Source organism: Citrobacter sp. Cpo045, from assembly GCF_030332875.1.
In the GTDB taxonomy this organism is placed as follows: domain Bacteria; phylum Pseudomonadota; class Gammaproteobacteria; order Enterobacterales; family Enterobacteriaceae; genus Citrobacter; species Citrobacter portucalensis.
In genome coordinates, this window is the sequence record NZ_JAOWGZ010000107.1 from 618,819 (window position 1) to 644,079 (window position 25,261).

At 52.9% G+C, this 25,261-nt stretch carries 18 protein-coding genes; 13 read left to right on the top strand and 5 right to left on the bottom strand.

The annotated features are described in order from the left end of the window. The first annotated feature begins 2 nt into the window (after window positions 1-2). Complete coding sequence (locus tag OGY13_RS24760) at window positions 3-3,245, top strand: ATP-binding protein (protein WP_213752833.1); 3,243 nt, start codon at window positions 3-5, stop codon at window positions 3,243-3,245. A 74-nt stretch (window positions 3,246-3,319) separates the two neighbouring features. Here the strand turns inward: OGY13_RS24760 and OGY13_RS24765 are convergent, their stop codons facing one another. Beyond that, window positions 3,320-3,952, bottom strand: a complete 633-nt coding sequence (locus tag OGY13_RS24765) for a YfdX family protein (RefSeq protein ID WP_003826081.1) — start codon at window positions 3,950-3,952, stop codon at window positions 3,320-3,322. A 281-nt stretch (window positions 3,953-4,233) separates the two neighbouring features. On the opposite strand from OGY13_RS24765, the gene OGY13_RS24770 reads away from it, so the two are divergent. After that, window positions 4,234-4,830 (top strand): DUF308 domain-containing protein, encoded by a 597-nt coding sequence (locus OGY13_RS24770; RefSeq protein ID WP_003826082.1) that lies wholly within the window; start codon window positions 4,234-4,236, stop codon window positions 4,828-4,830. Then, window positions 4,830-5,177, top strand: coding sequence for an HdeA/HdeB family chaperone (locus OGY13_RS24775; RefSeq protein WP_057068467.1), 348 nt, complete (start codon window positions 4,830-4,832; stop codon window positions 5,175-5,177). The genes OGY13_RS24770 and OGY13_RS24775 overlap by 1 nt, the downstream gene beginning before the upstream one ends. Window positions 5,178-5,385: 208 nt before the next feature. Here OGY13_RS24775 and OGY13_RS24780 read toward each other — a convergent pair whose 3' ends face one another. The 4 genes from OGY13_RS24780 to OGY13_RS24795 form a co-directional block, all read right to left on the bottom strand. Beyond that, complete coding sequence (locus OGY13_RS24780) at window positions 5,386-8,502, bottom strand: efflux RND transporter permease subunit (RefSeq protein ID WP_213752834.1); 3,117 nt, start codon at window positions 8,500-8,502, stop codon at window positions 5,386-5,388. A 28-nt stretch (window positions 8,503-8,530) separates the two neighbouring features. Further along, window positions 8,531-9,685 (bottom strand): efflux RND transporter periplasmic adaptor subunit, encoded by a 1,155-nt coding sequence (locus OGY13_RS24785; RefSeq protein ID WP_008785564.1) that lies wholly within the window; start codon window positions 9,683-9,685, stop codon window positions 8,531-8,533. A 280-nt stretch (window positions 9,686-9,965) separates the two neighbouring features. Next, a complete protein-coding gene (locus OGY13_RS24790; RefSeq protein ID WP_213752835.1) occupies window positions 9,966-10,532 on the bottom strand; it encodes a Slp family lipoprotein in 567 nt (188 codons plus the stop codon). A 244-nt stretch (window positions 10,533-10,776) separates the two neighbouring features. Then, window positions 10,777-11,631, bottom strand: a complete 855-nt coding sequence (locus OGY13_RS24795; protein ID WP_032944650.1) for a MurR/RpiR family transcriptional regulator — start codon at window positions 11,629-11,631, stop codon at window positions 10,777-10,779. A 293-nt stretch (window positions 11,632-11,924) separates the two neighbouring features. On the opposite strand from OGY13_RS24795, the gene OGY13_RS24800 reads away from it, so the two are divergent. The 10 genes from OGY13_RS24800 (at window position 11,925) to iolB (ending at window position 25,098) form a co-directional block, all read left to right on the top strand. Next, the gene (locus OGY13_RS24800) at window positions 11,925-13,430 is read left to right on the top strand and encodes a CoA-acylating methylmalonate-semialdehyde dehydrogenase (protein ID WP_213752836.1); all 1,506 of its coding nucleotides are present in this window, start codon (window positions 11,925-11,927) and stop codon (window positions 13,428-13,430) included. Window positions 13,431-13,441: 11 nt separating this feature from the next. After that, window positions 13,442-15,367: a 3D-(3,5/4)-trihydroxycyclohexane-1,2-dione acylhydrolase (decyclizing) gene (iolD, locus tag OGY13_RS24805; protein WP_213752837.1), complete on the top strand. Its 1,926-nt coding sequence runs from the start codon at window positions 13,442-13,444 to the stop codon at window positions 15,365-15,367. 343 nt (window positions 15,368-15,710) lie between these two features. Continuing rightward, complete coding sequence (gene iolG, locus OGY13_RS24810; protein ID WP_048236588.1) at window positions 15,711-16,697, top strand: inositol 2-dehydrogenase; 987 nt, start codon at window positions 15,711-15,713, stop codon at window positions 16,695-16,697. Window positions 16,698-16,735: 38 nt separating this feature from the next. Continuing rightward, entirely contained in the window at window positions 16,736-17,665 is a 930-nt protein-coding gene (locus tag OGY13_RS24815; RefSeq protein WP_003839787.1) for a sugar ABC transporter substrate-binding protein, read from the top strand. Window positions 17,666-17,718: 53 nt separating this feature from the next. Then, a complete protein-coding gene (locus OGY13_RS24820) occupies window positions 17,719-19,266 on the top strand; it encodes a sugar ABC transporter ATP-binding protein (protein ID WP_003839789.1) in 1,548 nt (515 codons plus the stop codon). 11 nt (window positions 19,267-19,277) lie between these two features. After that, a complete protein-coding gene (locus OGY13_RS24825; RefSeq protein ID WP_003826102.1) occupies window positions 19,278-20,306 on the top strand; it encodes an ABC transporter permease in 1,029 nt (342 codons plus the stop codon). Between the two features lie 8 nt (window positions 20,307-20,314). Beyond that, complete coding sequence (locus OGY13_RS24830; RefSeq protein WP_153753958.1) at window positions 20,315-21,448, top strand: Gfo/Idh/MocA family protein; 1,134 nt, start codon at window positions 20,315-20,317, stop codon at window positions 21,446-21,448. A gap of 12 nt (window positions 21,449-21,460) precedes the next feature. After that, entirely contained in the window at window positions 21,461-23,365 is a 1,905-nt protein-coding gene (locus tag OGY13_RS24835; protein WP_057068476.1) for a bifunctional 5-dehydro-2-deoxygluconokinase/5-dehydro-2-deoxyphosphogluconate aldolase, read from the top strand. A 14-nt stretch (window positions 23,366-23,379) separates the two neighbouring features. Further along, window positions 23,380-24,270 (top strand): myo-inosose-2 dehydratase, encoded by an 891-nt coding sequence (iolE, locus tag OGY13_RS24840; RefSeq protein ID WP_060683363.1) that lies wholly within the window; start codon window positions 23,380-23,382, stop codon window positions 24,268-24,270. Window positions 24,271-24,279: 9 nt separating this feature from the next. Beyond that, window positions 24,280-25,098 (top strand): 5-deoxy-glucuronate isomerase, encoded by an 819-nt coding sequence (gene iolB / locus OGY13_RS24845; protein WP_213752838.1) that lies wholly within the window; start codon window positions 24,280-24,282, stop codon window positions 25,096-25,098. Window positions 25,099-25,261 lie beyond the last annotated feature (163 nt).

A 25,261-nucleotide genomic window follows, 5' to 3' on the forward strand; every position in this document is an offset into this window, starting at 1 on the left:
TAATGCTGGAACGCTTTTTTATTTTTTTGATGGTCATCCTTACCATCGGGTTGTCTACGGGTGTAAGCTCAGCTCGGCAAGTTGAGCTAAAAAGTAACTATAATACCTCAGTGCAAAATATCGGCTTGAACAGGGAAGAAACAAACTGGTTAGCGCATAAAAAAACCTTGGTTGTTGGCACCTGGTTACCGGAAGTCTCCCCCATTGTTTATCAAAATAGCGGTGAATATTATCGGGGCGTCAACGCGGATTACCTTGCGTTAATGCAAAAGAACCTCAATCTAAAAATCATTATAAAGCAGTATGATAATGAGCAAGAGGCGCTGGCCGCGCTCGCCAATAACGATGTTGATACGCTGATAACCCAACTGTCCCGACGCCAGGATGTTGGCGGAAATCTGTTGCGCACTTCGGCATTGCTGACCACGTGGCCGACGCTTGTAACATCGCTAAAAAACACTCTGCTGCCGCTGACCTCGAACCATCAGGTTAGCGTCGCGTGTGTGCGGGATTGCCCTTTTCTCGATGTTATCCAGGGGGCTTTTCCTGAGGCTAAAGTCTCATTTTATGACGACGAGTATCAGGCTATGGCGTCGGTAGTGAATGGCGATAACCAATATTATATTGGTAACAATATCACCAGCAGTCATTGTATCTCTCGATACTTCTCACAATCACTGGTTATTACGCACTACTTTGATAAGCAAGAACAATATAATTATTTTGTCGTTAACGAAGATCAGCCTGTATTAAGAAATATTCTTGATGGTTTCATTACGTCAATCAGTAATGAAATTCATATGCAAGTCATGCAGAACTGGTTGAACCGCGGCAACCTTGCCTATCTGAATGCGCCTATTCCTTTCACCGATCAGGAAAAAGCGTGGTTGAAGAAAAAGCATGTTATCCGCATTTTAATCAACCCAGATTACTCACCCTATACGCTGGTCGATCGCAGTGGTGAGTTACGCGGTATTATTGGTGATTTGCTGAATATTATTCATCTGCAAACGGGGCTCGATTTTGAACCCATTTTAGCTAGCTCCAAAAGTGAGCAGACAAAGCAAATAAGCGGCGAACAGTGGGATATGTATCCCACTATCACGCTAACTCATCAAAACCCGAGCAATTCGGCCTTTAGCGATCCGCTGATGAATGTGGCATTTGTGATGATCACTTCCCGTGAGGAAACCGCCGAATCGCTACTGGAGAAGCCGATACGTATTGCTTTGCCTGCCGGGCATGTGCTGGAAAGCGAGCTGAAGCAACGCTATCCGCAGGCCACCTGGGTGAATGCGGATACTGGCAGTGTTGCGATGGGCATGGTCAAGGAGGGCAGCGTTGATGCGGCAATCGCTACCGAATTGTCGGCAAGATTTATGGTCGATCATTACTACCAGAAAAATATGCACTTTTTTAGGCTTCCAGATATGCCTGGTGCGTCGGTAAGTTTTGCAATCTCTCCCCGCGAGCCGATGTTGAAGTCTGTTATGGATAAAGCGCTACAGGCTATACCGCCACGTGAAATTTTGCAGATGACAGAGAGGTGGTCGAAAATTTCCAATACGCAGGTCGATTTCTGGAGTCGATATAGCAAACAGTTCTATCAACTGGGGATATTCGCGCTGCTGCTGATAGCAATTAGCCTGATCTGGGGGATCTCACTCTCCCGTGAGGTAAATAAAAGGAAACAATCGCAGCGGCTACTGGAAGAGCAGCTTCATCTCAAAGAAGCATTATCTCAAGAACTGGAAAACGAAAAGAATAAAGCGATTGAAGCAACCAAGGCCAAAAGTCGCTTTCTGGCGAGTATGAGCCATGAATTACGTACTCCGGTAAGTTCGATTGTTGGCTTTGTAGAATTACTGTCGAGTTCAGAACTCAGCCCGGCACAGCGAAAAGAGGCGATTGCCCTTACCGGGGCGACGGCCCAGTCATTGCTTGGGCTGATCGGTAAGATTTTGGATGTGGATAAGATTGAGTCTGGTAAATACCAGGTTGTTCCTCAATGGACGGATCTCTCGCAGCTCATTGAATTGCAGTGTCACTCTTTCGATGCCTTAGCCAGACAGAAAGGCATTACGCTTGCCTGCGTTAGCCAGTTGCCGGCGAACGAGCGGGTATTTGTCGATCAGCAGGCTTTGCGGCAAATTCTCACCAACCTGGTGGGTAATGCGTTGAAGTTTACCGAGCAGGGCAGTATTCATGTAACGGCCCGTTTGATGCCTGAGGGGGAGAATCACGGTACCCTGACTATTGCCATTAGCGACACCGGTTGCGGGATTAGTGAAGAGGAGCAGGCGGGGCTGTTTCAGCGTTACGCTCAGGGACGCTGCGGGCGTCAACAAACCGGTTCCGGCCTTGGGTTATTTATCTGCAAAGAACTGGTGACGTTGATGGGCGGCACGCTGGAGTTGATGAGCGTCCCGTTGCAAGGAACCACGTTTACCATAACGCTGCCGGTTGAAACGGCTCGTCAGTCGATTGTATCGGATGGCGATGCGCCCGGTACTCTGTTACCGCTTCCGTGTCTGTCTATTTTGATAGCTGACGATAATCCAACCAATCGCCTGCTGCTCAAGCGACAGTTGAATGCCATTGGCTACAGCGTGGATGAAGCGTGTGATGGGGAGGAAGCAGAAGCCAAACTGGCGAAGAAATCGTACGATCTGCTGATAACTGATGTAAATATGCCGAAAAAAGACGGGTTTGATCTCGCGGCTTCGCTACGTCGTCAACAGCCGAATTTACAAATATGGGGACTGACGGCCAGCGCACTTCCACAGTCACGCGATCGATGTCTGCAAAATGGTATGAACTTGTGCCTGTTCAAGCCTGTGTCGATTCAGACACTGACCCATGAATTGAGTAAAATCGAAACCGGTTATGCGTCTCCTTGTACAATCCGGCATTTGAAATTCAATGTGTTGACGGAAAATACCGGCGGCGATCGCGCACTGATGAACGAGATTCTCGAGACATTTCGCGAGGCAACGCTGAATGATATACAAGCGGCTGAGAAAGCCGTTCTGCAAGATGAACCTCAGCTGTTTTTGCGAGCCCTTCACCGGTTGCATGGCTCGGCGCAAATTCTGGGTATCACTGCGCTACAGAACCTGTGCGAACCTTTCGAATCCAGACGACATGACGATCTTTCTCTGTCAGAACGCGAGGAGGCATTGCAGAAGATCATTGCTGTTATGCGGGAAATTGAGATTGAGATAGACAGTCTGATTAGCCATTAATCCCCCTGATCGGGTAGCTGTAGCTGCCCGATCAGGAGAGAAAGTCCTGGTTCAACACTCCGTAGTGCTGAGTACTACTGGCCTGCGCCGATCATCTCGCTATCGACCACAATGCCATCTTCAGCACCTTTTAACACAAGGTTTGCTTCATAGTATTTACCGGAAGTCAGCAGTTTTTGCGCGCTGGCAACGGCTTTACGAGTCTGATTCAGAGGCATCAGGTATTGGGTCTGAAGCACGCTGATACCAGCCAGTTGCAGAGTATCCACTGCACCTTTCCAGTCGCCTTTGGCCATTTTGCCATTCGCTGTTTTGATAGCGGATTCTTTGGCCGGAGTCGCAATATAGTCTTCTGACAGCGCGACCGTAGCGTTAATAACCACGTACTGATCGTCAATCATCTTGGCCTTAGGCGCAGCTTTTACAAATTTCGCCCAATCTTTGCTGTCGCCTGCCAGCAGGGAAGCCGCGTCATCGGTTAATTTTTTAGCGCTGTCAGGCTGTCCATGAAACAGGGCCAGACGAGCAAGCTGAATATCACGCATCGCATTTGCACCTTGCACTGCGACCTGCATAACATCGGCAGCTTCTTTTTGTACATTTGCGGTAGCAGCTTGCGCCGGAGTGGTTGTGGTAGCAGTAGCAGCCATCACTGGTGCTGAACCCATCATGGTTGCAAGCACACCCGCAAGAATAATCTTTTTCATTACTTTCTCCTGAATAAATTTGGTATATGTCACCAAACGCAATAAGCATATTAAATAATGTTAAAGAGAGGAATCAGAGCCAAGATAGAATAATGACCGTTTAATCCTACAAGTGTCAGATGTCTGACATGTGTAGGAATATACGCATAGCGACATTCTCTTGTTCTTATATACGCTTCCTTAGTGGAAGTCTTATCATTCCATTGTAAGTAACATATGTTGAGTGAGTAATAATTCTTGTGTCAACAGGTTACATTGCGTTTATGTATAACGGAGGATGTATGTTTGTTTTTAATCAGCGTAGCCTGAGAGCGTTTAATGAAAAAACACTCGTTCATTATAAAAAGCACGCGACGATTATGGCGGTGTTGATGTTGATTTGTGGCATCTGCTGCTTGATTTATCCGATTGCTGCAGGTGTTTATTTAAGCTATGCAACCGGCTTTATGTTCCTGGTATGTGGTTTCTATTCTATTTATAGCCTGTTTAGCTCAGGTAAAAAGCAATTGAAAGCCAAATTTACCTATGCCTTTTTTGCTATCGCGTGGTTACTGCTGGGTTACTGTTTCCTCGTGAATCCTGTGATAGGCATGAATTCACTGGCAATGGTATTTTGCTGCCTGTTTATTCTGGGGGGGATTTTTCGTATCGCCTCTGGGGTCAAGCTGTTCCGTAGCCCGGGTTATGGATGGAACATTTTTATTGGTATTTTTGACCTGCTTATTGCCGGCGTATGGCTGAATATGGATCCCGACAGATCGTATGTATTTACCTCAATTTTTATTGGTGTCGAGATGATCTTTAGTTCTTTAGCTTTTATCAGTCTGCGTAGAAATGCGACGCTGGTTAAAACTGATAAGCTCGCCGATAAAAATTAATGCTAACTCTGGAGCGCATAGTGAATATTAAGATGATGGTTTCTGCAGCTATTCTTGTGACCTCTGTTATGGCACCAATGACCCGTGCTTTTGCTACTCAGGCAACGGAAGCTGCGCCACAAGATATGACCTGTAAAGAATTTGTTGATATGAGTCAGCAATACAAGACGGCAATTGCCTTTGTGATTGTTAATAAAAATTCGGACTTTAAAGGCGATGATTATGTTCCCCTGCATGAGGTGGAAACGGAAGCTGTACCGAAAATGGTTAAAATGTGCCATCAGCATCCGAATACAAAACTGGGTGAACTGGCTGTAAATCTGAAAGGTTCCGGTCTGCACTATTGATTAACCGTTTTGATAGCCTGGCTTTAGTTAGAATTGACAACCTCTGTTCCTACCCTCAGTCGTTCCTTATAAAAAATCCGCGTAATGCTTACCCTGCTATCCACGAGAAACTCGCTGGATAGCCGTGCTCGCTAATAACCGTAGACCTGACAAACGAAGCCCCATCCCTGGGAATTTAATAATCTAAACCCAGGGATAGGGCAGGGGATCAGCGTCGAGCTTTAAATCGCGCTAACGTATTTTCAACGAGGACAAAGAACACTGGAACAAAATAGATTGCCAGTACCGTCGCGGCCAGCATCCCACCGATAACCCCCGTACCGACGGCATTTTGCGCACCAGAGCCCGCGCCGTTGCTTATTGCCAGTGGAATAACCCCCAGGATGAAGGCCAGTGAGGTCATCAGAATTGGACGTAAGCGCATTTGCGCGGCTTCCACTGCGGCTTCAAGCGGCGTTTTCCCTTCTTTCTGCATAATCTCGACGGCAAACTCGACGATCAGAATGGCGTTTTTAGCCGACAGCCCCATGGTGGTGAGCAGGCCGACCTGGAAATAAACATCATTGCTCAGGCCGCGCAGATCGGTAGCCAGCAAAGCGCCGACCACCCCGATTGGCACAACCAGCATCACCGAGAACGGGATCGACCAGCTTTCATACAGTGCCGCCAGCGCCAGAAACACGACGATCAGCGAAATGCCGTACAGCATTGGTGCCTGGTTTGTGGATAGCGCCTCCTGATAAGACAGACCGGTCCAGGCATAGCCGACGCCTGCGGGCAGTTTATTAATCAGCGATGCCATAAATTTCATCGCATCACCGCTGCTTTTCCCTTCAACCGGCTGGCCCAGAATTTCCATTGCTGGTTGGCCGTTGTAGCGTTCAAGGCGAGGAGAACCGTAGGTCCACTCGGTGGATGAGTAGGCGGAGAGCGGCGTCATGGAACCGGAGGCGTTACGTACGTACCAGTGGTTGATATTGTCCGGCAACATACGGAACGGCGTATCGGCCTGGACATACACTTTTTTTACGCGCCCCTGGTTCAGGAAATCATTGACATAGCGACTACCAAACGCGGTGGAGATGGTCTGATTAATATCCGATAACGCAACGCCCATAGCTTCAGCCTTTTTGGCGTTGACGTGAATGCGGAACATCGGTGTATCTTCCAGACCGTTCGGACGCACCCCGTCGACCTCACCGGATGACTGGTTGGCCAAAGCCAGAAGCTGGTTCCGCGCCTGCATCATTTTTTCATGCCCAAGATTACCGTTATCCAGCAGCTCCATATCAAACCCTGATGCGGTGCCCAATTCTGCGACCGCCGGTAAATTGAACGGATAAACGACGGCATTATTGATGGCGCTTAAGGCCATCATGGCCCGTCGAATAATGGCGGTAACCGAGTTTTCTTCGCCAACGCGTTCTGACCAGGGCTTCAGGCTGATAAACGCCAGACCGTTGTTTTGTCCCTGGCCGCTGAAACCAAATCCGCCGACGGTGAAAACTGAAGCAACGTTTTTCTGCTCTTTCGTCAGGTAGTAGTCGGTTATTTCCCCGAGCACTTTACTGGTGTTCACCATCGTTGAACCCGAAGGCAATTGTGCCGTGGTCATGAATACCCCTTGATCTTCTTCAGGCAGAAACGAGGTCGGAGTGCGTAAAAACAGCACAATCATGCCCGCGCCAATGACTAAATAGACGACCATATAACGGCCTGTGCGACGTAGCAGTCTACGGGTGCTGTCCGTGTAGTGCTGAGTGCATTTCTCCATGAAGTGATTGAAACGGGTAAACAGAAAATGTGTGTTTTCCTTTTCTCCTTCGTGGGATTTCAACAACATAGCGCAAAGTGCAGGCGTCAGGCTCATTGCCACAAATACCGACAGTAGCATGGAGGAGATCAAGGTGATGGAAAACTGACGGAAAATCTCACCCGTTGCCCCGCTCATAAATGCCATTGGCATAAACACGGCGGATAAGACGACGGCAATACCGACCAGTGCTCTCTGGAGCTGACCCATCGCTTTATGCGTCGCCGCTTTTGGTGACAAGTGCTCTTCGGCAATAATACGTTCTACGTTCTCAACCACCACGATGGCATCATCGACTAACAGCCCTATCGCCAGCACCATGCCAAACATCGTGAGCGTGTTAATCGAAAAACCGGCGACGTCGAGTATTGCAAAGGTTCCGAGGATAACCACCGGAACGGCGATAGTGGGGATAAGCGTCGCACGGAAACTCTGTAAAAACAGATACATGACGAGGAATACCAGAATGATTGCCTCGATCAAAGTATGAAAAACACCCTGAATCGAAATCTCGATAAACGGCGTGGTGTCATAGGGATAAACGGTTTTCATACTGGCCGGAAACCAGGCCGATAATCTGTTCAGCTCTTGTTTGACCGCCTGGGACGTTGCCAGGGCATTGGCACCAGCGGCAAGTTTAATCGCAATCCCGGCGGCGGGTTTGCCGTTGTAACGTGCAACCGTTGCATAATTTTCCGCACCCAGCTCAATGCGCGCGACATCGCGCAGCAGAACCTGAGAACCATCTTGCTGAACTTTAAGGAAGATCTTGCCAAATTCATCGGTCGTTTGCAGACGCGTCTGGACGATTATCGACGCATTTAACTGCTGATCGGCTGACTGAGGCATGCCCCCCAACTGCCCGCCAGATATCTGATTATTCTGCACTTTGAGCTGGGTAATGACGTCCTCGGGAGTGAGGTTATACTTGTCGAGCTTTTGTGGATCCAACCAGATGCGCATGGCGTATTGCGAACCGAATAACTGTACGCTCCCCACCCCGGCAGTGCGGCTTAGCGGATCTTTAATGTTCGAGGCCACATAGTCGGCAATATCATATTGGCTCAGGCTGTTATTATCAGAGATAAAACCGGCAACCATTAAGATATTGCTGCTGGATTTATCAACGCTGATCCCTTGCTGTTGTACTTCCTGTGGCAAGGAAGGCATCGCCAGCTGCAGTTTATTCTGTACCTGAACCTGCGCAATATCGGGTGACGTACCCGTTTTGAAGGTCAGGATAATCGAGGCATTACCTGCCGCATCGCTGGTGGATGACATATACATCAGGCCATCAAGACCATTCATATTCTGTTCAATCACCTGGGTGACGGAGTCTTCAACGGTCTTTGCGTCAGCCCCTGGGTAGGCAGCGCTGATGGTAATGGTTGGGGGCGCAATTTGTGGATATTGGGCGACAGGCAGGTTCATTATCGCGATACCGCCCGTAAACATCATGATAATAGCGAGCACCCAGGCGAAAACCGGGCGCTCAATAAAAAAGTTGGCCATGAAGAAAGTGTCCTTAATGCCTGAAATATTACTGTTCAGCTACCGTGTCAGGTGTGTTCAGTTTTGAAGGGAGGACCCGGGCTTTGATTCCCGGACGAATTCTTTGTAATCCGGACACAATGACCCGATCGCCAGGATGTAATCCCGCGGTCACTAACCATTGATTACCAACGGCCTTCACTGCGTTTATTTCACGCAGTTGCACTACGTTTTCCTGGTCAAGGATCAGCGCGGTGGCTTTTCCTTGCTCGTTATGCGTAATTCCTTGCTGGGGGACCATCAACACGTTTTGTTGACTGCCTTCGTCCAGCAACGCCGTGACATACATACCGGGTAAAATTTCACCTTCAGGATTGGGAAATACGGCGCGCAGGGTTACCGAACCGGTGGTCTCATCAACAGCGGGATCGGAAAATTCAAGCGTACCGGTATGGCGATAGGGCTTGCCGTTTTCCAGCATCAGTTCAACCGGAATTTTGCCTTGTTGCTGGGCGATTTGGCCGTTGGCTTTCTCTTCTTTCAGGCGTAAGAAGTCCTGTACTGACTGGGTTAAATCAACATAAATCGGATCTAATCTCTGAACGGTAACCAGCGCGTTTTCCTGATTGGCAGTAACCAGGGCACCCACGGTCACGGAAGATTTGCCGCTAATGCCATCAATGGGCGAGGTAACATTGGCGTATCGAAGATTGATGGTGGCTTGTTCAAGATCCGCTTTAGCGACGGCAACATTGGCTTGCGCTTCATTAAGCTGTGAACGCGTCGTGTCATAGTCCTGGCGGCTGACGTAATTAGATTTTATTAACGCTGACTGCCGATTGAGTGTCAGACGAACATTATTGGCGGTAGCCTGTGCCTTTGCCAACGCGCCTTTGGCTGAGTCCAGTCGTGCCTGCAGCGGGGCAGGATCAATTTGATACAGTGATTCTCCTTTGCTGACTTTATCGCCTTCAACAAAGTTGCGTTTTATGATGATCCCACCAACCTGAGGACGGATTTCGGCGATCTCGAACGCAAGCGCGCGACCCGGAAGTTCACTTTTAATATTTACTGAGGAGGGCGCTAAGGTAACAACGCCGACCTCGGGCTCCATGGCGGTTTTTACTGCAGGTTTATTATCGCAGGCGGTGATGATGACGCTACTAAAGAATAATGGTATCAACAGTAAGCATTTTCTGTTCATAGTAATCCCTGAATAATGTGTAAACACAAATGTTCTTTTATTGCATGCAGGGTGGGGGAGTTGTCGGTAAATAACAAAAGATGGTCAGGCATGAGAAGGGTAAAGCCCATTTCTTCGCTAACAAATTAGCGGTTAAAAATTATATGTAACAGGAAGAATGCATGTTAAGCGAAGGAACTCATGAAGCAGGATGGCGCAATAAGATAAACGCGGGGTGATGAGAAGGGTTGTTTGCCAACACCTGACTCCGGAATATAGTCGCGCCATCTTACCTCTGGGATTATTTCACTAGCTCCGGAGTTACCTGAGTGACTGTATTGGCGTAGTAAGGCGCTCCCCACATCGACTCAGGCCAGAATGCGCCGTAACCATAATCCCACATGTTATAGGTGGTGTTGACAGACTCAGTTAAATGCCAAACCTGAATTCCTTGTAAATCAACTTTAACAAAGTTGTACGGGACTTTGTTGATGAATCCTGACTCATCTCCTTGAATTGTTCCCAAAATGGTCACGAAATGGTTTCTGTAGTTTACCGGATCGAGGAAACCTTTCTGCTGGGCAAGAATACGTCCCTGATAGCTCGCGTCTATTTGTGGCTTAGCAGAGTCGTTCAGTGGCAAAACGGCGATTTCCAGCAACGTATCATTTTTGGTGTTAATCACATTGATGACTTTACCACCAAAGCGAGCCTGTTGACCGGTATATAAACCGGGCTGGTTATGCACGGAGATAAAGTTTTTTTGGATATCGGGTTGATTATTACCTTTGATATTCTCAGGAATGGAAGCACATGATGCCAGGGTGAAAGCAAGGGCAATAATCATCAACCCTTTTGTATTTTTCATTTTACTTTCCTGCTTAAAAAAGACAGGTCTATAGTAAACCTTTGCGTATTATTGTCAGCATGCGCATTGTTGATTATCTAATATTAATATAATTGTAGCTTATGGTAATAACGGATTGTATTTTATCTGGTCGCTGAATGAGGGCGATATTTTCAACGACCATAAAAGTAACGGCTGGCATCACGGTTTCACGTCACGCTGGCGGGAATGTAATAAAGCGGATCGTCAATTTTTGCGGTGCTCATCACCCGACAGAATGACCGTTTTCATTACTCCCGTCACCCAGACGGTAAGCCAGCGCCACCACTAGCGACTGCACCAGGCACAGCGTCGCAGACTGGGATCGAAACGCGTCAACCTGCGCCTCTTTCACCACAAAGCAGAGATCGCTGAACGTGGCCAGCGGGCTTATCTGGCTGTCGGTAATCACGATCTGGCGCGCGCCGGCATTGGCCGCAGTTTCGCTGACCATCACCGTTTCTTCCGCATAAGGCGAGAAGCTAATCGACACCACAATATCGTGCGCTTTGATGCGGTTAATCTGCTCGCGCAGCATTCCGCCCATTCCGTCGAGCAAAATAGGACGACACTCAAGATGGCTCAGGGCGTAGGTGAGATAGGCCGCTACGCTAAACGAACGACGTAGACCTGCAATGTAAATGGTGTCGGCTTCTGCCAGCAATTGTACGGCGCGTTCCAGCATTTCAGGTTCGGCACGGGCTGCCAGCTGCTGGAGCGCCTGGGTATTCGAACGGGCGAACTCCTGCAGGATATCGAGCGGGGTTTCCGGTACGGCTTCGCTTTCCATCTCACGGAACATGCGCGCGCGGTCGCTGTAGCTGGCGGTTTCCTCTACCAGGTTCATACGAAACAGCTGTTTCATTTCGTTGAAGCCGGTGAAGTCAAAGGCGTTGGCGAAGCGGATAAGCGTAGAGGGTGGCACTCCGGCACGTTCAGCAATGACGGCAACCGTATCAAAGGCCACGCTATTGGTATTATCCAGCACATAGCGGGACACCTGCTGCAGCCTCTTACTCAGGCTATCGTAGCGATCGCGAATTTGCTGCTGCAGCTCGTTCAGGCTGGTTGCTGTTGTCATTTTACCTCCTGGTACATAGTTTTATGATTCTAAACGCAAAACCGCGTCTTTGAAATGTCACTCATTCATCTGGCTGTAAAAACGAAACAAAAGCTTCAGGCTTGTCGTCCGCTGAAACGTTATGCCAGTGCACGCTAATCATGCGATTCCGCTTGTTAACATAAAAACCCATCCTTGATCACATTAATCATTATTTATTTTATTTCAACTTAAAATGGAATATTTGTTTCATATATAGTACACAGATAACAGTGTTCAGGTAACAGTCACGTATCAACAGCGAGAGGTTAAGGATGGAGACAGTAGCGAATTTTATCCACGGCGAATGTGTCACCGGTTCAGGCCAGCGCGTTCAGGCAATCTTCAACCCGGCCACCGGCGAGCAGATCCGCCAGGTGGTGATGAGTACGACACAGGAAACCGAGCAGGCCATTGCGGCAGCGCACGACGCATTCCCCGGTTGGGCGCGCCATTCTCCGTTAAAACGTGCGCGAGTGATGTTCCGCTTTAAGGCGCTGTTGGAAGAAAACATGGAGAGGCTGGCTCGCATCATCAGCGAAGAGCATGGCAAGGTATTCTCTGACGCAGTTGGTGAACTGACCCGCGGCCTGGAAGTGGTGGAGTTTGCCTGTGGCATCCCACATCTGCAAAAGGGCGAACACTCAGCCAACGTAGGGACCGGCGTCGATAGCCATTCGCTGATGCAACCGCTCGGGGTTTGCGTCGGGATCACGCCGTTTAACTTTCCGGCAATGGTACCGATGTGGATGTTCCCCATCGCGCTGGCAACCGGGAATACCTTCGTGCTGAAACCCTCAGAAAAAGACCCTTCTCTCGCCCTGGCTCTGGCCAAACTGCTGCAAGAAGCCGGATTGCCGGACGGCGTGTTCAACGTCGTGCAGGGGGACAAAGAGTCCGTTGACGTGCTGTTAACTGACCCGCGTGTGCAGGCCGTGAGCTTTGTCGGCTCTACGCCGATTGCGGAATACATTTATCAGACGGCATCGGCCCACGGTAAGCGTTGCCAGGCGTTAGGTGGCGCTAAAAATCACTGCATTTTAATGCCGGATGCCGACATGGATATGGCGACCAACGCCATTATGGGGGCCGCTTACGGCGCGGCGGGTGAACGCTGCATGGCGCTTTCGGTCGTGCTGGCGGTAGGGGACAAAACGGCAGATGAGCTGTGCTCGCGACTGGAAAAACAGATTGCGGCGTTGCGTGTCGGATCGGGTCTTGATCAGACACCGGAAAATGAAATGGGGCCGCTTATCTCCTCGGTACACCGTAATAAAGTGCTCGGTTATATCGACAGTGGGGAATCGCAGGGGGCCAGCCTGCGCGTGGATGGTCGACGTTTTAGCGTTAAAGGCCATGAGCAGGGTTATTTTGTCGGGCCGACCCTGTTTGATAACGTCACGCCGGAGATGACCATCTATAAAGAAGAGATTTTTGGACCGGTGCTTTCTGTGGTGCGCGTAGCAGATTACAGCAGCGCGGTGGAACTGATTAACCGTCATGAATATGGTAATGGCACGGCAATTTTCACACGTGACGGCGGCTGTGCGCGTCGCTTCTGCGAAGAAGTGCAGGCGGGCATGGTGGGCGTAAACGTTCCAATTCCGGTGCCGATGGCGTTCCACAGTTTTGGCGGCTGGAAGCGGTCCATTTTTGGTGCGCTGAACGTTCATGGTAACGATGGTGTGCGCTTCTACACCCGGATGAAAACCGTCACCGCACGCTGGCCGGAGATGCTGCAGGACACAGGGGCCGCGTTCTCCATGCCAACGCTGGGCTGACAGGAGGGTTTATGCAAACCGAACGTATGACCATGGCTCAGGCGCTGGTCAAATTCCTTAATCAACAATATATCTGTGTCGATGGCATGGAAACACCCTTTGTCGAGGGCGTCGCCACCATCTTTGGTCACGGTAACGTGCTTGGCATTGGCCAGGCGCTGGAGCAGGCACCCGGTCATTTGCAGGTGATGCAGGGATGTAATGAGCAGGGAATTGCGCACATGGCGACCGGATTCGCCAAACAGCATCGGCGCCAGCGTATTTTTGCCGTGACGTCATCGGTTGGGCCGGGAGCGGCAAACATGGTGACCGCCGCGGCAACCGCGACGGCGAACCGTATTCCGCTGCTGCTGTTGCCTGGCGATGTCTACGCCAGTCGTCAGCCGGACCCGGTATTGCAGCAAATTGAGCAATACCATGACCTTGGCATCAGTACCAACGACTGCTTCCGCCCGGTCTCGCGTTACTGGGACCGGATTAACCGCCCGGAGCAGTTAATGAGCGCGATGCTAAACGCGATGCGAACGCTTACTGACCCCGCAGATACTGGTGCCGTAACTATTTGCCTGCCACAGGATGTGCAGGGGGAAGCCTGGGACTATCCGCAGAGCTTCTTTGCGCGCCGCGTTCATTTGATCGAACGTCGACCACCCGACCCGCAGCGTCTGGCGATGGCGCGGGCGCTGATTGCCCGCAAACGCCGTCCGCTGGTGGTATGCGGCGGCGGGGTACGATATTCCGGCGCGCATGAGGCGTTTCGTACGTTTGTTGAAACGCTGCAACTGCCGTTTGCCGAAACTCAGGCAGGAAAGGGAGCGCTGGTTAGTGACCACCCACTTAACCTCGGAGGCATTGGGGTAACTGGAGGGATGGCAGCGAATCAGCTCGCACCGCAAGCCGATCTGGTGATCGGCATTGGTACGCGCCTCACCGACTTTACCACCGGTTCGAAAGCGCTGTTTTCTCATCCGGAGGTTGAGTTCCTGCTGCTGAACGTGGCGGAGTTTGACGCACTGAAGCTTGATGCCACTGCGCTTATCGCCGACGCCCGTACCGGGCTTAAGGCATTAACCGAAACACTGAAAGACTACCGCAGCGATTGGGGGAAGGAGGTCGCTAAGGCGCAAGAGGCCTGGCGCGATGAGTGCCAACGTTTATGGGAGCGCGACTGGCGTCCCGATGACGAACCCGAAGTGGCTGGGCATCTTGACGCTCAGCTGGCGGAATATGGCGACACGCTAAACACCCGGTTGACCCAGACGAAGGTGCTGGGGCTTATCAATCAGCACATTGAAGATAACGCTATCGTCGTAGGGGCCGCCGGATCGCTGCCTGGCGATTTACAGCGTATCTGGCAGGTCAAAACCCCGGACAGCTATCACCTGGAATACGGTTACTCCTGTATGGGCTATGAGATTGCGGCTGCTATTGGAGCCAGGCTGGCGAAGCCGCAGCAGCCGGTATATGCCATGGTGGGGGATGGCTCGTACATGATGCTGCATTCCGAGCTACAAACCGCCGTCCAGGAGGGGATAAAAGTCACTATCCTGCTGTTTGATAACGCCAGCTTCGGGTGTATTAACAACCTGCAGATGGGGCACGGGATGGGAAGCTTCGGTACGGAAAACCGTCACCGTAATCCGCAAACCGGACGGTTGGATGGGCCATTGGTGAAGGTCGATTTTGCTAAAAACGCGGAAAGCTACGGCTGTCGGGCATGGCGTGTACATGACGAGCAAAGCCTGCTGGCGGCGCTGGAAGCCTCGCGTGCGCATTCGGGGCCTGTGCTGCTGGATATCAAAGTCCTGCCGAAAACCATGACCCACGACTATGCCTCCTGGTGGCGCACTGGCGATGCGCAGGTGGCAGAATCTCCGTCGGTGCGAAAAGCGGCTGAGCAGACGTTTGAGCAGGTGAAAAACGCACGTCAGTACTAAAAGCGATTAATGCCGGATGGCGCCGCGCTTATCCGGCCTACAGCGGATTCTACCCCCAGGCCGGATAAGTCGTTAGCGCTGTCATCCGGTAACCTGCGACAACGAAATTTTCATTTCATTTTTCCTTTCTCTTCATCCATCGCCTCCTTCCTGAACGGAAGGGGGCTAATTCCTGCATCTTCCCTGTTGTTATGTTGTGATATTGATAACAGATTTTATCTCGATCATCTCAAAAGTGTTAACTTGCACCCAAAAACATAATTTTCACTATTTATAAAAATGAAATAAATGTTTTATTTAAAGGGTCGTTAGTTCATCGCATTCACCAACACCGGGAGCCGTTATGTTTAACATTGCTTTACTGGGCGCTGGCCGAATTGGCCAGGTACATGCAGCTAACATTGCCAGTCACAGTGCCACTACCCTCTGGTCCGTCGTCGACCCGAATAAGGAATTTGCCACCCGTCTTGCCACACAGTACCAGGCTCGTTTGCAAAGCCTGGATGAGGCGATGACGGACCCTAACGTTCACGCCGTGCTGATTGCCTCCGCGACCGATACCCATGCGGATCTGATTGAAATGGCCGCCCGCCACGGCAAAGCCATCTTCTGTGAAAAGCCGGTCCACCTGGATCTGGCCCGTGTACGCGACTGCCTGAAAGTGGTCAAAGAGTACGACGTACCGTTGTTTATCGGTTTCAACCGCCGCTTCGATCCACAGTTTCGCCGTGTGAAAACTGACGCACTGGCCGGGCGTATCGGAAAGCCGGAATCGCTGCTGATCATCTCCCGCGACCCGTCGCCGCCGCCTGCGGAATACGTGTGTGTGTCCGGCGGTATGTTCCGTGATATGACCATCCACGATTTTGATATGGCGCGCTTTATCATGGGCGAAGAGCCGGTTTCGGTGTATGCCCAGGGCAGCAATCTGGTGGATCCGGCGATTGGCGAAGCGGGCGATATCGATACCGCGTTCATCGTACTGAAATATGCCTCCGGCGCGATGGCGACCATCGTCAACAGCCGCCGTTCTTCTTACGGATACGATCAGCGCCTTGAGCTGCACGGTTCTGAAGGGCTGCTGTGCGCGGGCAACATTCTCGAAAATCAGGTGCAGCACTACGCGAAGACCGGCTGCACCAGCGCGTTACCTGAACATTTCTTCCTGCAGCGTTATAAATCGGCCTATGCCGCGGAATGGGAACACTTTGTTGCGGTACTGCGCGGCGAAGCGGTCCCTGATTGCAGCGGGGACGATGGCGAGCGTGCGCTGTATCTGGCGGATAAAGCGCTGGAGTCACTGCATAGCCAACGTGAAGTTCTCCTCTGATTGTCACCACAACCTACCCTACACAGAGAGACATAATAATGAAAAAACTGATCTTAGCTGTCCTCATCGCCATGACATCCGGGGCAGCCATTGCTGAAAACGAGCAAATTGTTTTCAGTACGCCAAACCTGGCGATGCCATTTGAAGTTCACATGCAGCGCACGGCGGTGAAAGCCGCAAAAGAGATGGGCGTGAATTTACAGGTCCTGGACGGGCAGGGTAGCTCGCCAAAACAGGTCGCTGACCTGGAAAACGCCATAACTCGTGGCGCACAGGGCTTTATTGTTTCACCAAACGATGTCAACGCGGTGTCCAGCGCGGTAGATGAAATTCAGGATGCGAAACTGCCCGTTGTTACCCTTGACCGCTCCGTTGACAGCCAGAAAAAAGTGCCGCACTTCGGCGCGAACAACTACAAAGGCGGCCAGGCGATTGGCGACTTTGTCAAAACCAAATTCCCTGACGGGGCAGATATTATTCTGCTGACCGGCCAGCCAGGCTCCTCCTCCAACATTGAACGTACTAAAGGCATTCGCGACAGCCTGAAGGCGGGTGGTGAAAAGTACAAGATCGTTGCCGATCAGACCGGTAACTGGATGCGTTCTGAAGGGATGCGCATTGTCGAAAGCGTTCTGCCTTCGTTGCCGAAGCGTCCGCAGGTGATCCTCTCCGCTAACGACGATATGGCGCTGGGCGCGATTGAAGCGTTACAGGGACAAGGACTGAAACCGGGTGAAGTTCTGGTCACGGGCTTCGATGCCGTGCCGGAAGCACTGGCGCGTGTGCGCGATGGCTGGCTGGCAGTGACGGCGGATCAGCGTCCTGGCTTTGCGGTGAAAACGGCTATGAGCCAGTTGGTGAATAACGTCCGTGAGAAGACTGCGATCACCGGGGCTGACTACCCGCCAACGCTTATCACCAAAGAGAACCTGCAGCAGGCCGAGCGTATTAGTGAGGCCGGTAACTGATATGTCCGCAGCCGCCGCGCAAGTGGCGGCTCTCTATGAGGAGGAGCAGACCGATGTCGCAACCCTTACTGAAAGTGACCGACCTGGCGAAAAGCTTTTCCGGCGTTTGGGCGCTGAGCAGCGCACAGCTGACCGTCGGAGCAGGCGAAATTCATGCGCTGTTAGGTGAGAACGGTGCCGGAAAATCGACCCTGCTGAAAGCGCTGGCGGGCGCGCAGCCGCAAACACGCGGGGATATTTGGTTCAACGGCGAAACATTGCCGGTAGAAGACTCTCCGGTTGAGCGGCAGAACAAGGGCATTATCACGATTTATCAGGAATTTAATCTGCTGCCCAATATGACCGTCGCCGAGAATATGTTTCTCGGACGCGAACCGCGTAAACGCAATCTGATTGTTGACGAAAAGGCGGTAAATCAGGAAGCGCAGGTGATTCTGGATTACCTGCAACTGAACGTTGCGCCAACCACGGCCGTGGCCCGGCTGAGCGTGGCGCAGCAGCAAATGGTGGAAATTGCGCGGGCGCTAACGCTGAACGCAAAACTCATCATTATGGATGAACCTTCCGCCGCGCTGAGCGACAGCGAAGTGGAAAGCCTGCATCGTGTGGTGCGGGAACTTAAAGGGCGTGGCGTGAGCATTATCTACGTCACCCATCGCCTGCATGAAGTTTTTCAACTCTGCGACCAGTTCACCGTTTTCCAGGATGGACGATTCACCGGAAATGGCGCGGTTGCACAGACCACCGTAGAACAGCTGATCCGCCTGATGGTGGGGCGCGATGTGGCCTTTAATCGCCGTCCGGCCAGCGAAACTCACCATGAAGATAAACCTGTGCGTCTGGCGGTGAAGGGGCTTAGCCGCGAAAAACCGCCGCTGGATCCGCACGGCATCGCGCTGCACGACATTAGCTTCCACGTGCATGCTGGCGAAGTGTTAGGCATTGCCGGACTGGTGGGTGCCGGACGCACCGAAGTGGCCCGCTGCCTGTTCGGCGCCGACGGTTTTACTTCCGGCAGCTTTGAACTTGATGGCGTGCCATATCAGCCGCGCGATCCGCTGTTTGCGCTGGATCAGGGGCTGGCGCTGGTACCGGAAGATCGTAAAAAAGAGGGCGCGGTGCTTGGGCTGTCGATCCGCGACAACCTGTCGCTCTCCAGCCTCTCGTCACTGCTGCACTGGCGCTGGTTCGTGAATACCCGCAAAGAGGATGCCCTGATCGAGTCATACCGCCAGGCGCTGCAGATCAAAATGGTCAACAGCGCGCAGGAGGTACGCAAGCTCTCCGGCGGGAACCAGCAAAAAGTGATCCTCGCGCGCTGCATGGCGCTTAATCCTCGGGTGTTGATCGTGGATGAACCAACGCGCGGCATCGATGTTGGCACCAAATCAGAAGTCCATCAGGTGCTGTTTGATATGGCGAAAAAGGGCGTGGCGGTGATCGTGATCTCCTCCGATCTGCCGGAAGTCATGGCGGTTTCCGATCGGATCATCACGTTAAGTGAAGGCCGGGTGACTGGCGAGATCCACGGTGACGACGCTAATGAAGAGCGGCTAATGACGATGATGGCCATCAACCACAACGCCCTGAATGCGGCATAACGGAGTGATTCATGACGCAGATTATTTCTAAAACGCAGGTTCCTGCCAAACGCGGCGGACGTCTTGATCCCATTGCCTTTTTTGAGCGCTTTGGGGTACTGATTTTCATGATCCTGCTGCTGATTTTCTTTCAGTTGCAGAACAGCAATTTTCTTTCTGAACGCAATATTTTCAACATTCTGACCGAAGTCTCCATCTACGGGATCATGGCGGTGGGGATGACGTTTGTCATTCTGACCGCCGGGATCGATCTGTCGGTGGGCTCCATCCTGGCGGTCTGCGCCATGACCGCCGCGTATGTGATTAAGGGCGACAACTTCACCACCGTCGACCCGAACGCCTGGGGTGGCATGAGCTGGCTGATTGGCCTTGGTATCTGTATGGCGATGGGCACCGCGATTGGTTTTCTGCATGGCCTCGGCGTGACCCGCCTGCGTCTGCCGCCGTTTATCGTCACCCTCGGCGGGATGACGATCTGGCGCGGCCTGACGCTGGTGATTAACGACGGCGCACCAATTGCCGGTTTCGACGCGGGATACCGCTGGTGGGGACGCGGCGAACTGCTTGGTATCTCCATTCCAATCTGGATATTCGCGCTGGTGGCGGTAGGCGGTTATCTGGCGCTACATAAAACCCGCTGGGGGCGCTTCGTGTACGCCATCGGCGGCAACCCGGAGGCGGCGCGTCTGGCAGGGGTTAACGTGAAGCGCGTGCTGGTGAGCGTCTACGTGTTAATTGGCTGTCTGGCAGGGCTGGCGGGCTTCATTCTCAGCGCGCGGTTGGGCAGTGCAGAAGCGGTCGCCGGGATCTCGTTTGAGCTGCGCGTTATCGCCTCGGTGGTCATTGGCGGTACCTCACTGATGGGCGGCTACGGGCGTATTGGCGGCACCATTATTGGCTCGATCATCATGGGCATCCTGATTAACGGTCTGGTGCTGATGAACGTCTCGGCTTACTACCAACAAATTATTACCGGCTTAATTATCGTTCTGGCGGTGGCGTTCGATACCTACGCCAAGAGCCGTCGCGGCGCATTGTGAGGATCATGATGAAAGAAGTTCGTATTGGATTGATTGGCACCGGGTATATCGGCAAGGCGCATGCCATCGCCTATGCCCAGGCCCCGACGGTGTTTAACCTGCGCGGCAAGCTGGTGCGCGAAATGGTGGCGGAAGTCTCTCCAGAGCTGGCCGCCGAGCGGGCGCAGGCGTTTGGCTTCAATCGCTCAACCGGAGACTGGCGTGCGCTGGTGGCCGACCCGGCCATTGATGTCGTGGATATCTGTTCTCCTAATCATCTACACAAAGAGATGGCGCTGGAAGCGATTCGCCATGGCAAGCATGTGTACTCAGAAAAGCCGTTGGCGCTGAACGCCCACGACGCGCGTGAAATGGTTGAGGCTGCACAGCGGGCAGGAGTGAAAACGCTGGTGGGGTTCAACTATATGAAGAACCCAACGGCGCAGCTGGCGAAAGAGATCATTGAGCGCGGAGAAATTGGTGAGGTGATCCATTTCTACGGCACCCACAACGAAGACTACATGGCCGATCCGCTTGCGCCGATCCACTGGCATTGTTTTAAAGAGACCGCCGGACTTGGTGCGCTTGGCGATCTGGCGGCGCATATCGTCAATATGGCGCAGTACCTGGTTGGGGATATTCATCAGGTCTGCGGCGACCTGAAGATCGTGGTGCCACAGCGTCCGGCGAAAGTCGGTTCCTCGCAAATGGTGACGGTAGAGAACGAAGATCAGGCCCACGCGATGGTGCGCTTTGCAGGCGGTGCGCAAGGGGTGATTGAAACCTCGCGCGTTGCCTGTGGCCGCAAGATGGGGTTGTCGTATGTGATTACCGGGACCAAAGGAACCATCAGTTTTACTCAGGAGCGTATGGCTGAGCTGAAGCTCTATCTGCATGACGATCCGGTCAACCGCCAGGGGTTTCGCACTTTACTGGTTGGCCCGGCGCACCCGGACTACGGCGCGTTTTGCATGGGAGCCGGGCATGGTATCGGCTTTAACGACCAGAAAACAGTAGAAGTACGTGACCTGGTGGACGGCATTGCCGCCGATGCACCGATGTGGCCGGACTTTGAAGAGGGCTGGAAGGTTTCGCGCGTGCTTGACGCTATCGCACTCTCGCACCAGGAAGGCCGCTGGCTGAACGTGAACGACATTGTCTGAAGAGGTATCAACGTGGAAAAGCAGTTTGATGTGATATGCATGGGCCGCGTGGCGGTTGACCTCTACAGTCAGCAAATTGGCGCGCGCCTGGAAGATGTGTCGAGCTTTGCCAAATACCTTGGCGGCTCCTCCGGTAATGTGGCTTACGGTACGGCACGCCAGGGGCTGCGTTCTTCAATGCTGGCGCGGGTTGGCGACGAACATATGGGCCGTTTCCTGCGTGAAGAATTAAACCAGGTAGGCTGCGATACCAGCCATCTGATCACTGATAAAGACCGCCTGACGGCGCTGGTGCTACTCGGCATTAAAGACCGGGACACCTTCCCACTGATTTTTTACCGTGATAACTGCGCGGATATGGCGATTACCGCCAGCGATGTTGATGAACAGTACATCGCTTCTGCTCGTTGTCTTGCCATCACCGGGACGCATCTTTCTCATCCGCAAACCCGCGAGGCGGTGTTGACGGCGCTCGCTTACGCCCGGCGTCACGGCGTGCGTACGGCGCTGGATATCGACTATCGCCCGGTGCTGTGGGGGCTTACTTCCTTAGGCGACGGCGAAACGCGCTTTATCGCCGCCGATCAGGTCACCCGCCAGTTGCAGGAGGTGCTGCATCTTTTTGATGTAATTGTCGGCACCGAAGAGGAATTTCATATCGCGGGCGGCAGTACCGATACGCTGCAGGCGCTGTCTCAGGTTCGCGGCGTGAGTCACGCGACGCTGGTCTGCAAGCGCGGTGCGCTTGGCAGTTCGGTGTATACCGACGCGATCCCGGCCCGGCTGGACGATGGCCTGACGGTCACCGGCGTGCGCGTAGAGGTACTGAACGTGCTGGGGGCGGGGGATGCGTTTATGTCTGGCCTGCTGCGCGGCTATCTTAACGATGAGGGGTGGGAGCAGGCGTGCCGCTATGCAAATGCCTGCGGCGCACTGGTGGTATCACGTCACGGCTGTGCGCCGGCGATGCCGAGCAAAGTTGAGCTTGATGATTATCTTTCCCGCGCTGCAGAGGTTCCACGTCCGGATCTCGATCCGCATCTCAACCATTTACATCGCGTGACGACCCGTCGTCGCACATGGCCGGAACTGTGCGTGATGGCCTTCGATCACCGTAGCCAACTGGAAGAGATGGCGTTGCAGTGCGGCGCGTCTTTGAAGCGTATTCCTGCATTGAAACAGCTTATTTTGCAGGCCAGCCGTGAAGCGGCCAACAGCGCCGGGCTGGAGGGCAAGGCCGGGCTGCTGTGCGATGGTACGTTTGGTCAGGATGCGCTGAATGCGATAACCGGAGAGGGCTGGTGGATAGGTCGCCCTATCGAACTGCCGGGGTCACGCCCGCTGGAGATGGAACACGGCAATATAGGCTCGCAGCTCATTAGTTGGCCGCAGGAACATGTGGTGAAGTGTCTGGTCTTTTTCCATCCGGAAGATGCCCACGCGTTGCGTCTGGAACAAGAACAGAAAATCGCTGAGGTGTACCGCGCCTGTTGCCAGTCCGGTCATGAGCTGCTGCTGGAGGTGATTTTACCGGCCAGTATGCCGCGCAGTGATGAACTGTATTTGCGCGCCATTTCCCGTTTCTACAACTTAGGGATCTACCCCGACTGGTGGAAACTCCCACCGCTGACGTCTGCTGGCTGGACGGCGTTGAGTGACATTATCGAACGGCGCGATCCGCACTGCCGTGGCGTGGTGATCCTGGGTCTGGACGCTCCGGCAGAGCAACTGCGTGCTGATTTTAAAGCGGCTGCGGGTCATGGGGTGGTGAAAGGTTTTGCCGTGGGACGCACGCTGTTCGGCGACGCTTCCCGCGCGTGGTTGAAACACGATATTGACGATGCGCAGCTGGTGGCGCGCATTAAAGATAACTACCTGCAGCTTATCGCCTGGTGGCGCGAGCGCGGACAAGCATAATTCAGGAGAAGATGATGACGGTACAATTAGGTATTAATCCACTGACATGGACGAATGACGATCTTCCTTCACTGGGCGCTGAGACGTCGCTTGATACGTGTCTGAGCGAGGGCAAAGAGGCTGGATTTGCTGGTTTCGAACTGGGCAACAAATTCCCGCGTGAGGCGCGACTGCTCGGCCCAATTTTGCAGCGCCACGACCTGCAACTGGTTTCCGGCTGGTACTCCGGACGTCTGCTGGAACGCAGCGTGGAGGAGGAGATTGCCGCTGTGCAATCGCACCTGACGTTACTGCGCGAACTGGGAGCGAAGGTGCTGGTCTTTGCCGAAGTCAGTGGCTGCATTCACGGCGAGCAGCAGACGCCGGTACATCTGCGTCCGCGCTTCCCGCAAGAGCGCTGGCAAGAGTACGGTGAAAAGCTCACTGAGTTTGCGCGCTACACCCAGCAGCAGGGAGTACAGATTGCCTATCACCACCACATGGGAACGGTGATTGAATCTGCTGAAGATGTGGATAATCTGATGACGAATACCGGTGATGAAGTTGGCTTGTTGCTCGACACCGGGCATTTGACCTTTGCGGGTGCCGATCCGTTGGCTGTGGCGCAGCGCTGGGCATCACGTATCAACCATGTTCACTGCAAAGACGTACGTGCCGACGTGCTGGCGGATGTCAAAAACCGCAAAACCAGCTTCCTCGATGCGGTGCTGAGCGGCGTCTTTACCGTGCCGGGAGATGGCTGCGTTGACTATCCGCCAATCATGGCATTGCTGAAGGCGAACCAGTATCAGGGGTGGCTGGTGGTGGAGGCGGAGCAGGATCCAGCCATAGCGCATCCGCTGACGTATGCGCGTCTGGGCTATAACAACCTTAGCCGTCTGGCACGGGATGCCGGGCTTATCTGAGGAGGTGATATGTCACGTTTATTATCACGCTGGCAGCAGCCGGACGCGCAAGGGTGTACGCAGTCAGTGACGCCGGAAAGCGCCGGTTGGGGATATGTTGGCTTTAGAGCGTATGAACTGGAGGAAGGGCAGCAGCTTACGCTGCCCGCCGTCAGCGAAGAACGTTGTCTGGTATTGGTTGCCGGACGCGCGACCGTCACCACGCCGGGCGCAACTTTTACGGATATCGGTGAGCGGATGAGCCCGTTTGAACGCATCAAACCGTGGGCGGTTTATGTCACTGCTGGTGAAACAATACAGGTTCAGGCGGTGACCAGACTGGAGCTGGCGGTCTGCGCTGCGCCGGGGAAAGGCACGCACCCAACGCGGCTGATCGCACCTAAGGATATCGACGGGGAAGCGCGCGGCAAAGGTCACAACCAGCGCTACGTGCACAACATCTTACCGGAAGATAAACCCGCAGATAGTCTGCTGGTGGTGGAGGTGTGGACCAACGAAGGTTGTACCAGTTCTTACCCAAGCCATAAGCATGACACCGATAATCCCCCGCAGGAAACCTATCTGGAGGAGACTTACTACCATCGCCTCAACCCGCCGCAGGGATTCTGTATGCAACGGGTCTACACCGATGACCGGTCGCTTGACGAGTGTATGGCAGTCTATAACCGCGACGTGGTGATGGTGCCGAAAGGGTATCACCCGGTGGCAACCCTGGCGGGATATGACAGTTACTACCTTAACGTGATGGCCGGCCCGGTTCGCAAATGGATGTTTACCTGGGAAGATGAACATGTGTGGATTAACAGGGATTATCCGGTTGATAAGTAAGGTCATGAATGGCTTTTTTAACTGCGAGTCGTTTTTTTCCCTCCTTTTGATGAGTAAAAGGGGGAGGAATGGGATGACGGTTGGCGCTATTTAAGTGCTCATTATTCTCATAGCTCGCCTGGCCATGAGAATAATCCAAGCGTCGATATATTTGAGGTTATGG

What these genes read in the sequence shown, in the direction of transcription:
- OGY13_RS24760 (WP_213752833.1), top strand. Translation starts at nt 3, where the DNA reads ATGCTGGAACGCTTTTTTATTTTTTTGATGGTCATCCTTACCATCGGG.
- OGY13_RS24765 (WP_003826081.1), bottom strand. Translation starts at nt 3,952, where the DNA reads ATGAAAAAGATTATTCTTGCGGGTGTGCTTGCAACCATGATGGGTTCA.
- OGY13_RS24770 (WP_003826082.1), top strand. Translation starts at nt 4,234, where the DNA reads ATGTTTGTTTTTAATCAGCGTAGCCTGAGAGCGTTTAATGAAAAAACA.
- OGY13_RS24775 (WP_057068467.1), top strand. Translation starts at nt 4,830, where the DNA reads ATGCTAACTCTGGAGCGCATAGTGAATATTAAGATGATGGTTTCTGCA.
- OGY13_RS24780 (WP_213752834.1), bottom strand. Translation starts at nt 8,502, where the DNA reads ATGGCCAACTTTTTTATTGAGCGCCCGGTTTTCGCCTGGGTGCTCGCT.
- OGY13_RS24785 (WP_008785564.1), bottom strand. Translation starts at nt 9,685, where the DNA reads ATGAACAGAAAATGCTTACTGTTGATACCATTATTCTTTAGTAGCGTC.
- OGY13_RS24790 (WP_213752835.1), bottom strand. Translation starts at nt 10,532, where the DNA reads ATGAAAAATACAAAAGGGTTGATGATTATTGCCCTTGCTTTCACCCTG.
- OGY13_RS24795 (WP_032944650.1), bottom strand. Translation starts at nt 11,631, where the DNA reads ATGACAACAGCAACCAGCCTGAACGAGCTGCAGCAGCAAATTCGCGAT.
- OGY13_RS24800 (WP_213752836.1), top strand. Translation starts at nt 11,925, where the DNA reads ATGGAGACAGTAGCGAATTTTATCCACGGCGAATGTGTCACCGGTTCA.
- iolD (WP_213752837.1), top strand. Translation starts at nt 13,442, where the DNA reads ATGCAAACCGAACGTATGACCATGGCTCAGGCGCTGGTCAAATTCCTT.
- iolG (WP_048236588.1), top strand. Translation starts at nt 15,711, where the DNA reads ATGTTTAACATTGCTTTACTGGGCGCTGGCCGAATTGGCCAGGTACAT.
- OGY13_RS24815 (WP_003839787.1), top strand. Translation starts at nt 16,736, where the DNA reads ATGAAAAAACTGATCTTAGCTGTCCTCATCGCCATGACATCCGGGGCA.
- OGY13_RS24820 (WP_003839789.1), top strand. Translation starts at nt 17,719, where the DNA reads ATGTCGCAACCCTTACTGAAAGTGACCGACCTGGCGAAAAGCTTTTCC.
- OGY13_RS24825 (WP_003826102.1), top strand. Translation starts at nt 19,278, where the DNA reads ATGACGCAGATTATTTCTAAAACGCAGGTTCCTGCCAAACGCGGCGGA.
- OGY13_RS24830 (WP_153753958.1), top strand. Translation starts at nt 20,315, where the DNA reads ATGAAAGAAGTTCGTATTGGATTGATTGGCACCGGGTATATCGGCAAG.
- iolE (WP_060683363.1), top strand. Translation starts at nt 23,380, where the DNA reads ATGACGGTACAATTAGGTATTAATCCACTGACATGGACGAATGACGAT.
- iolB (WP_213752838.1), top strand. Translation starts at nt 24,280, where the DNA reads ATGTCACGTTTATTATCACGCTGGCAGCAGCCGGACGCGCAAGGGTGT.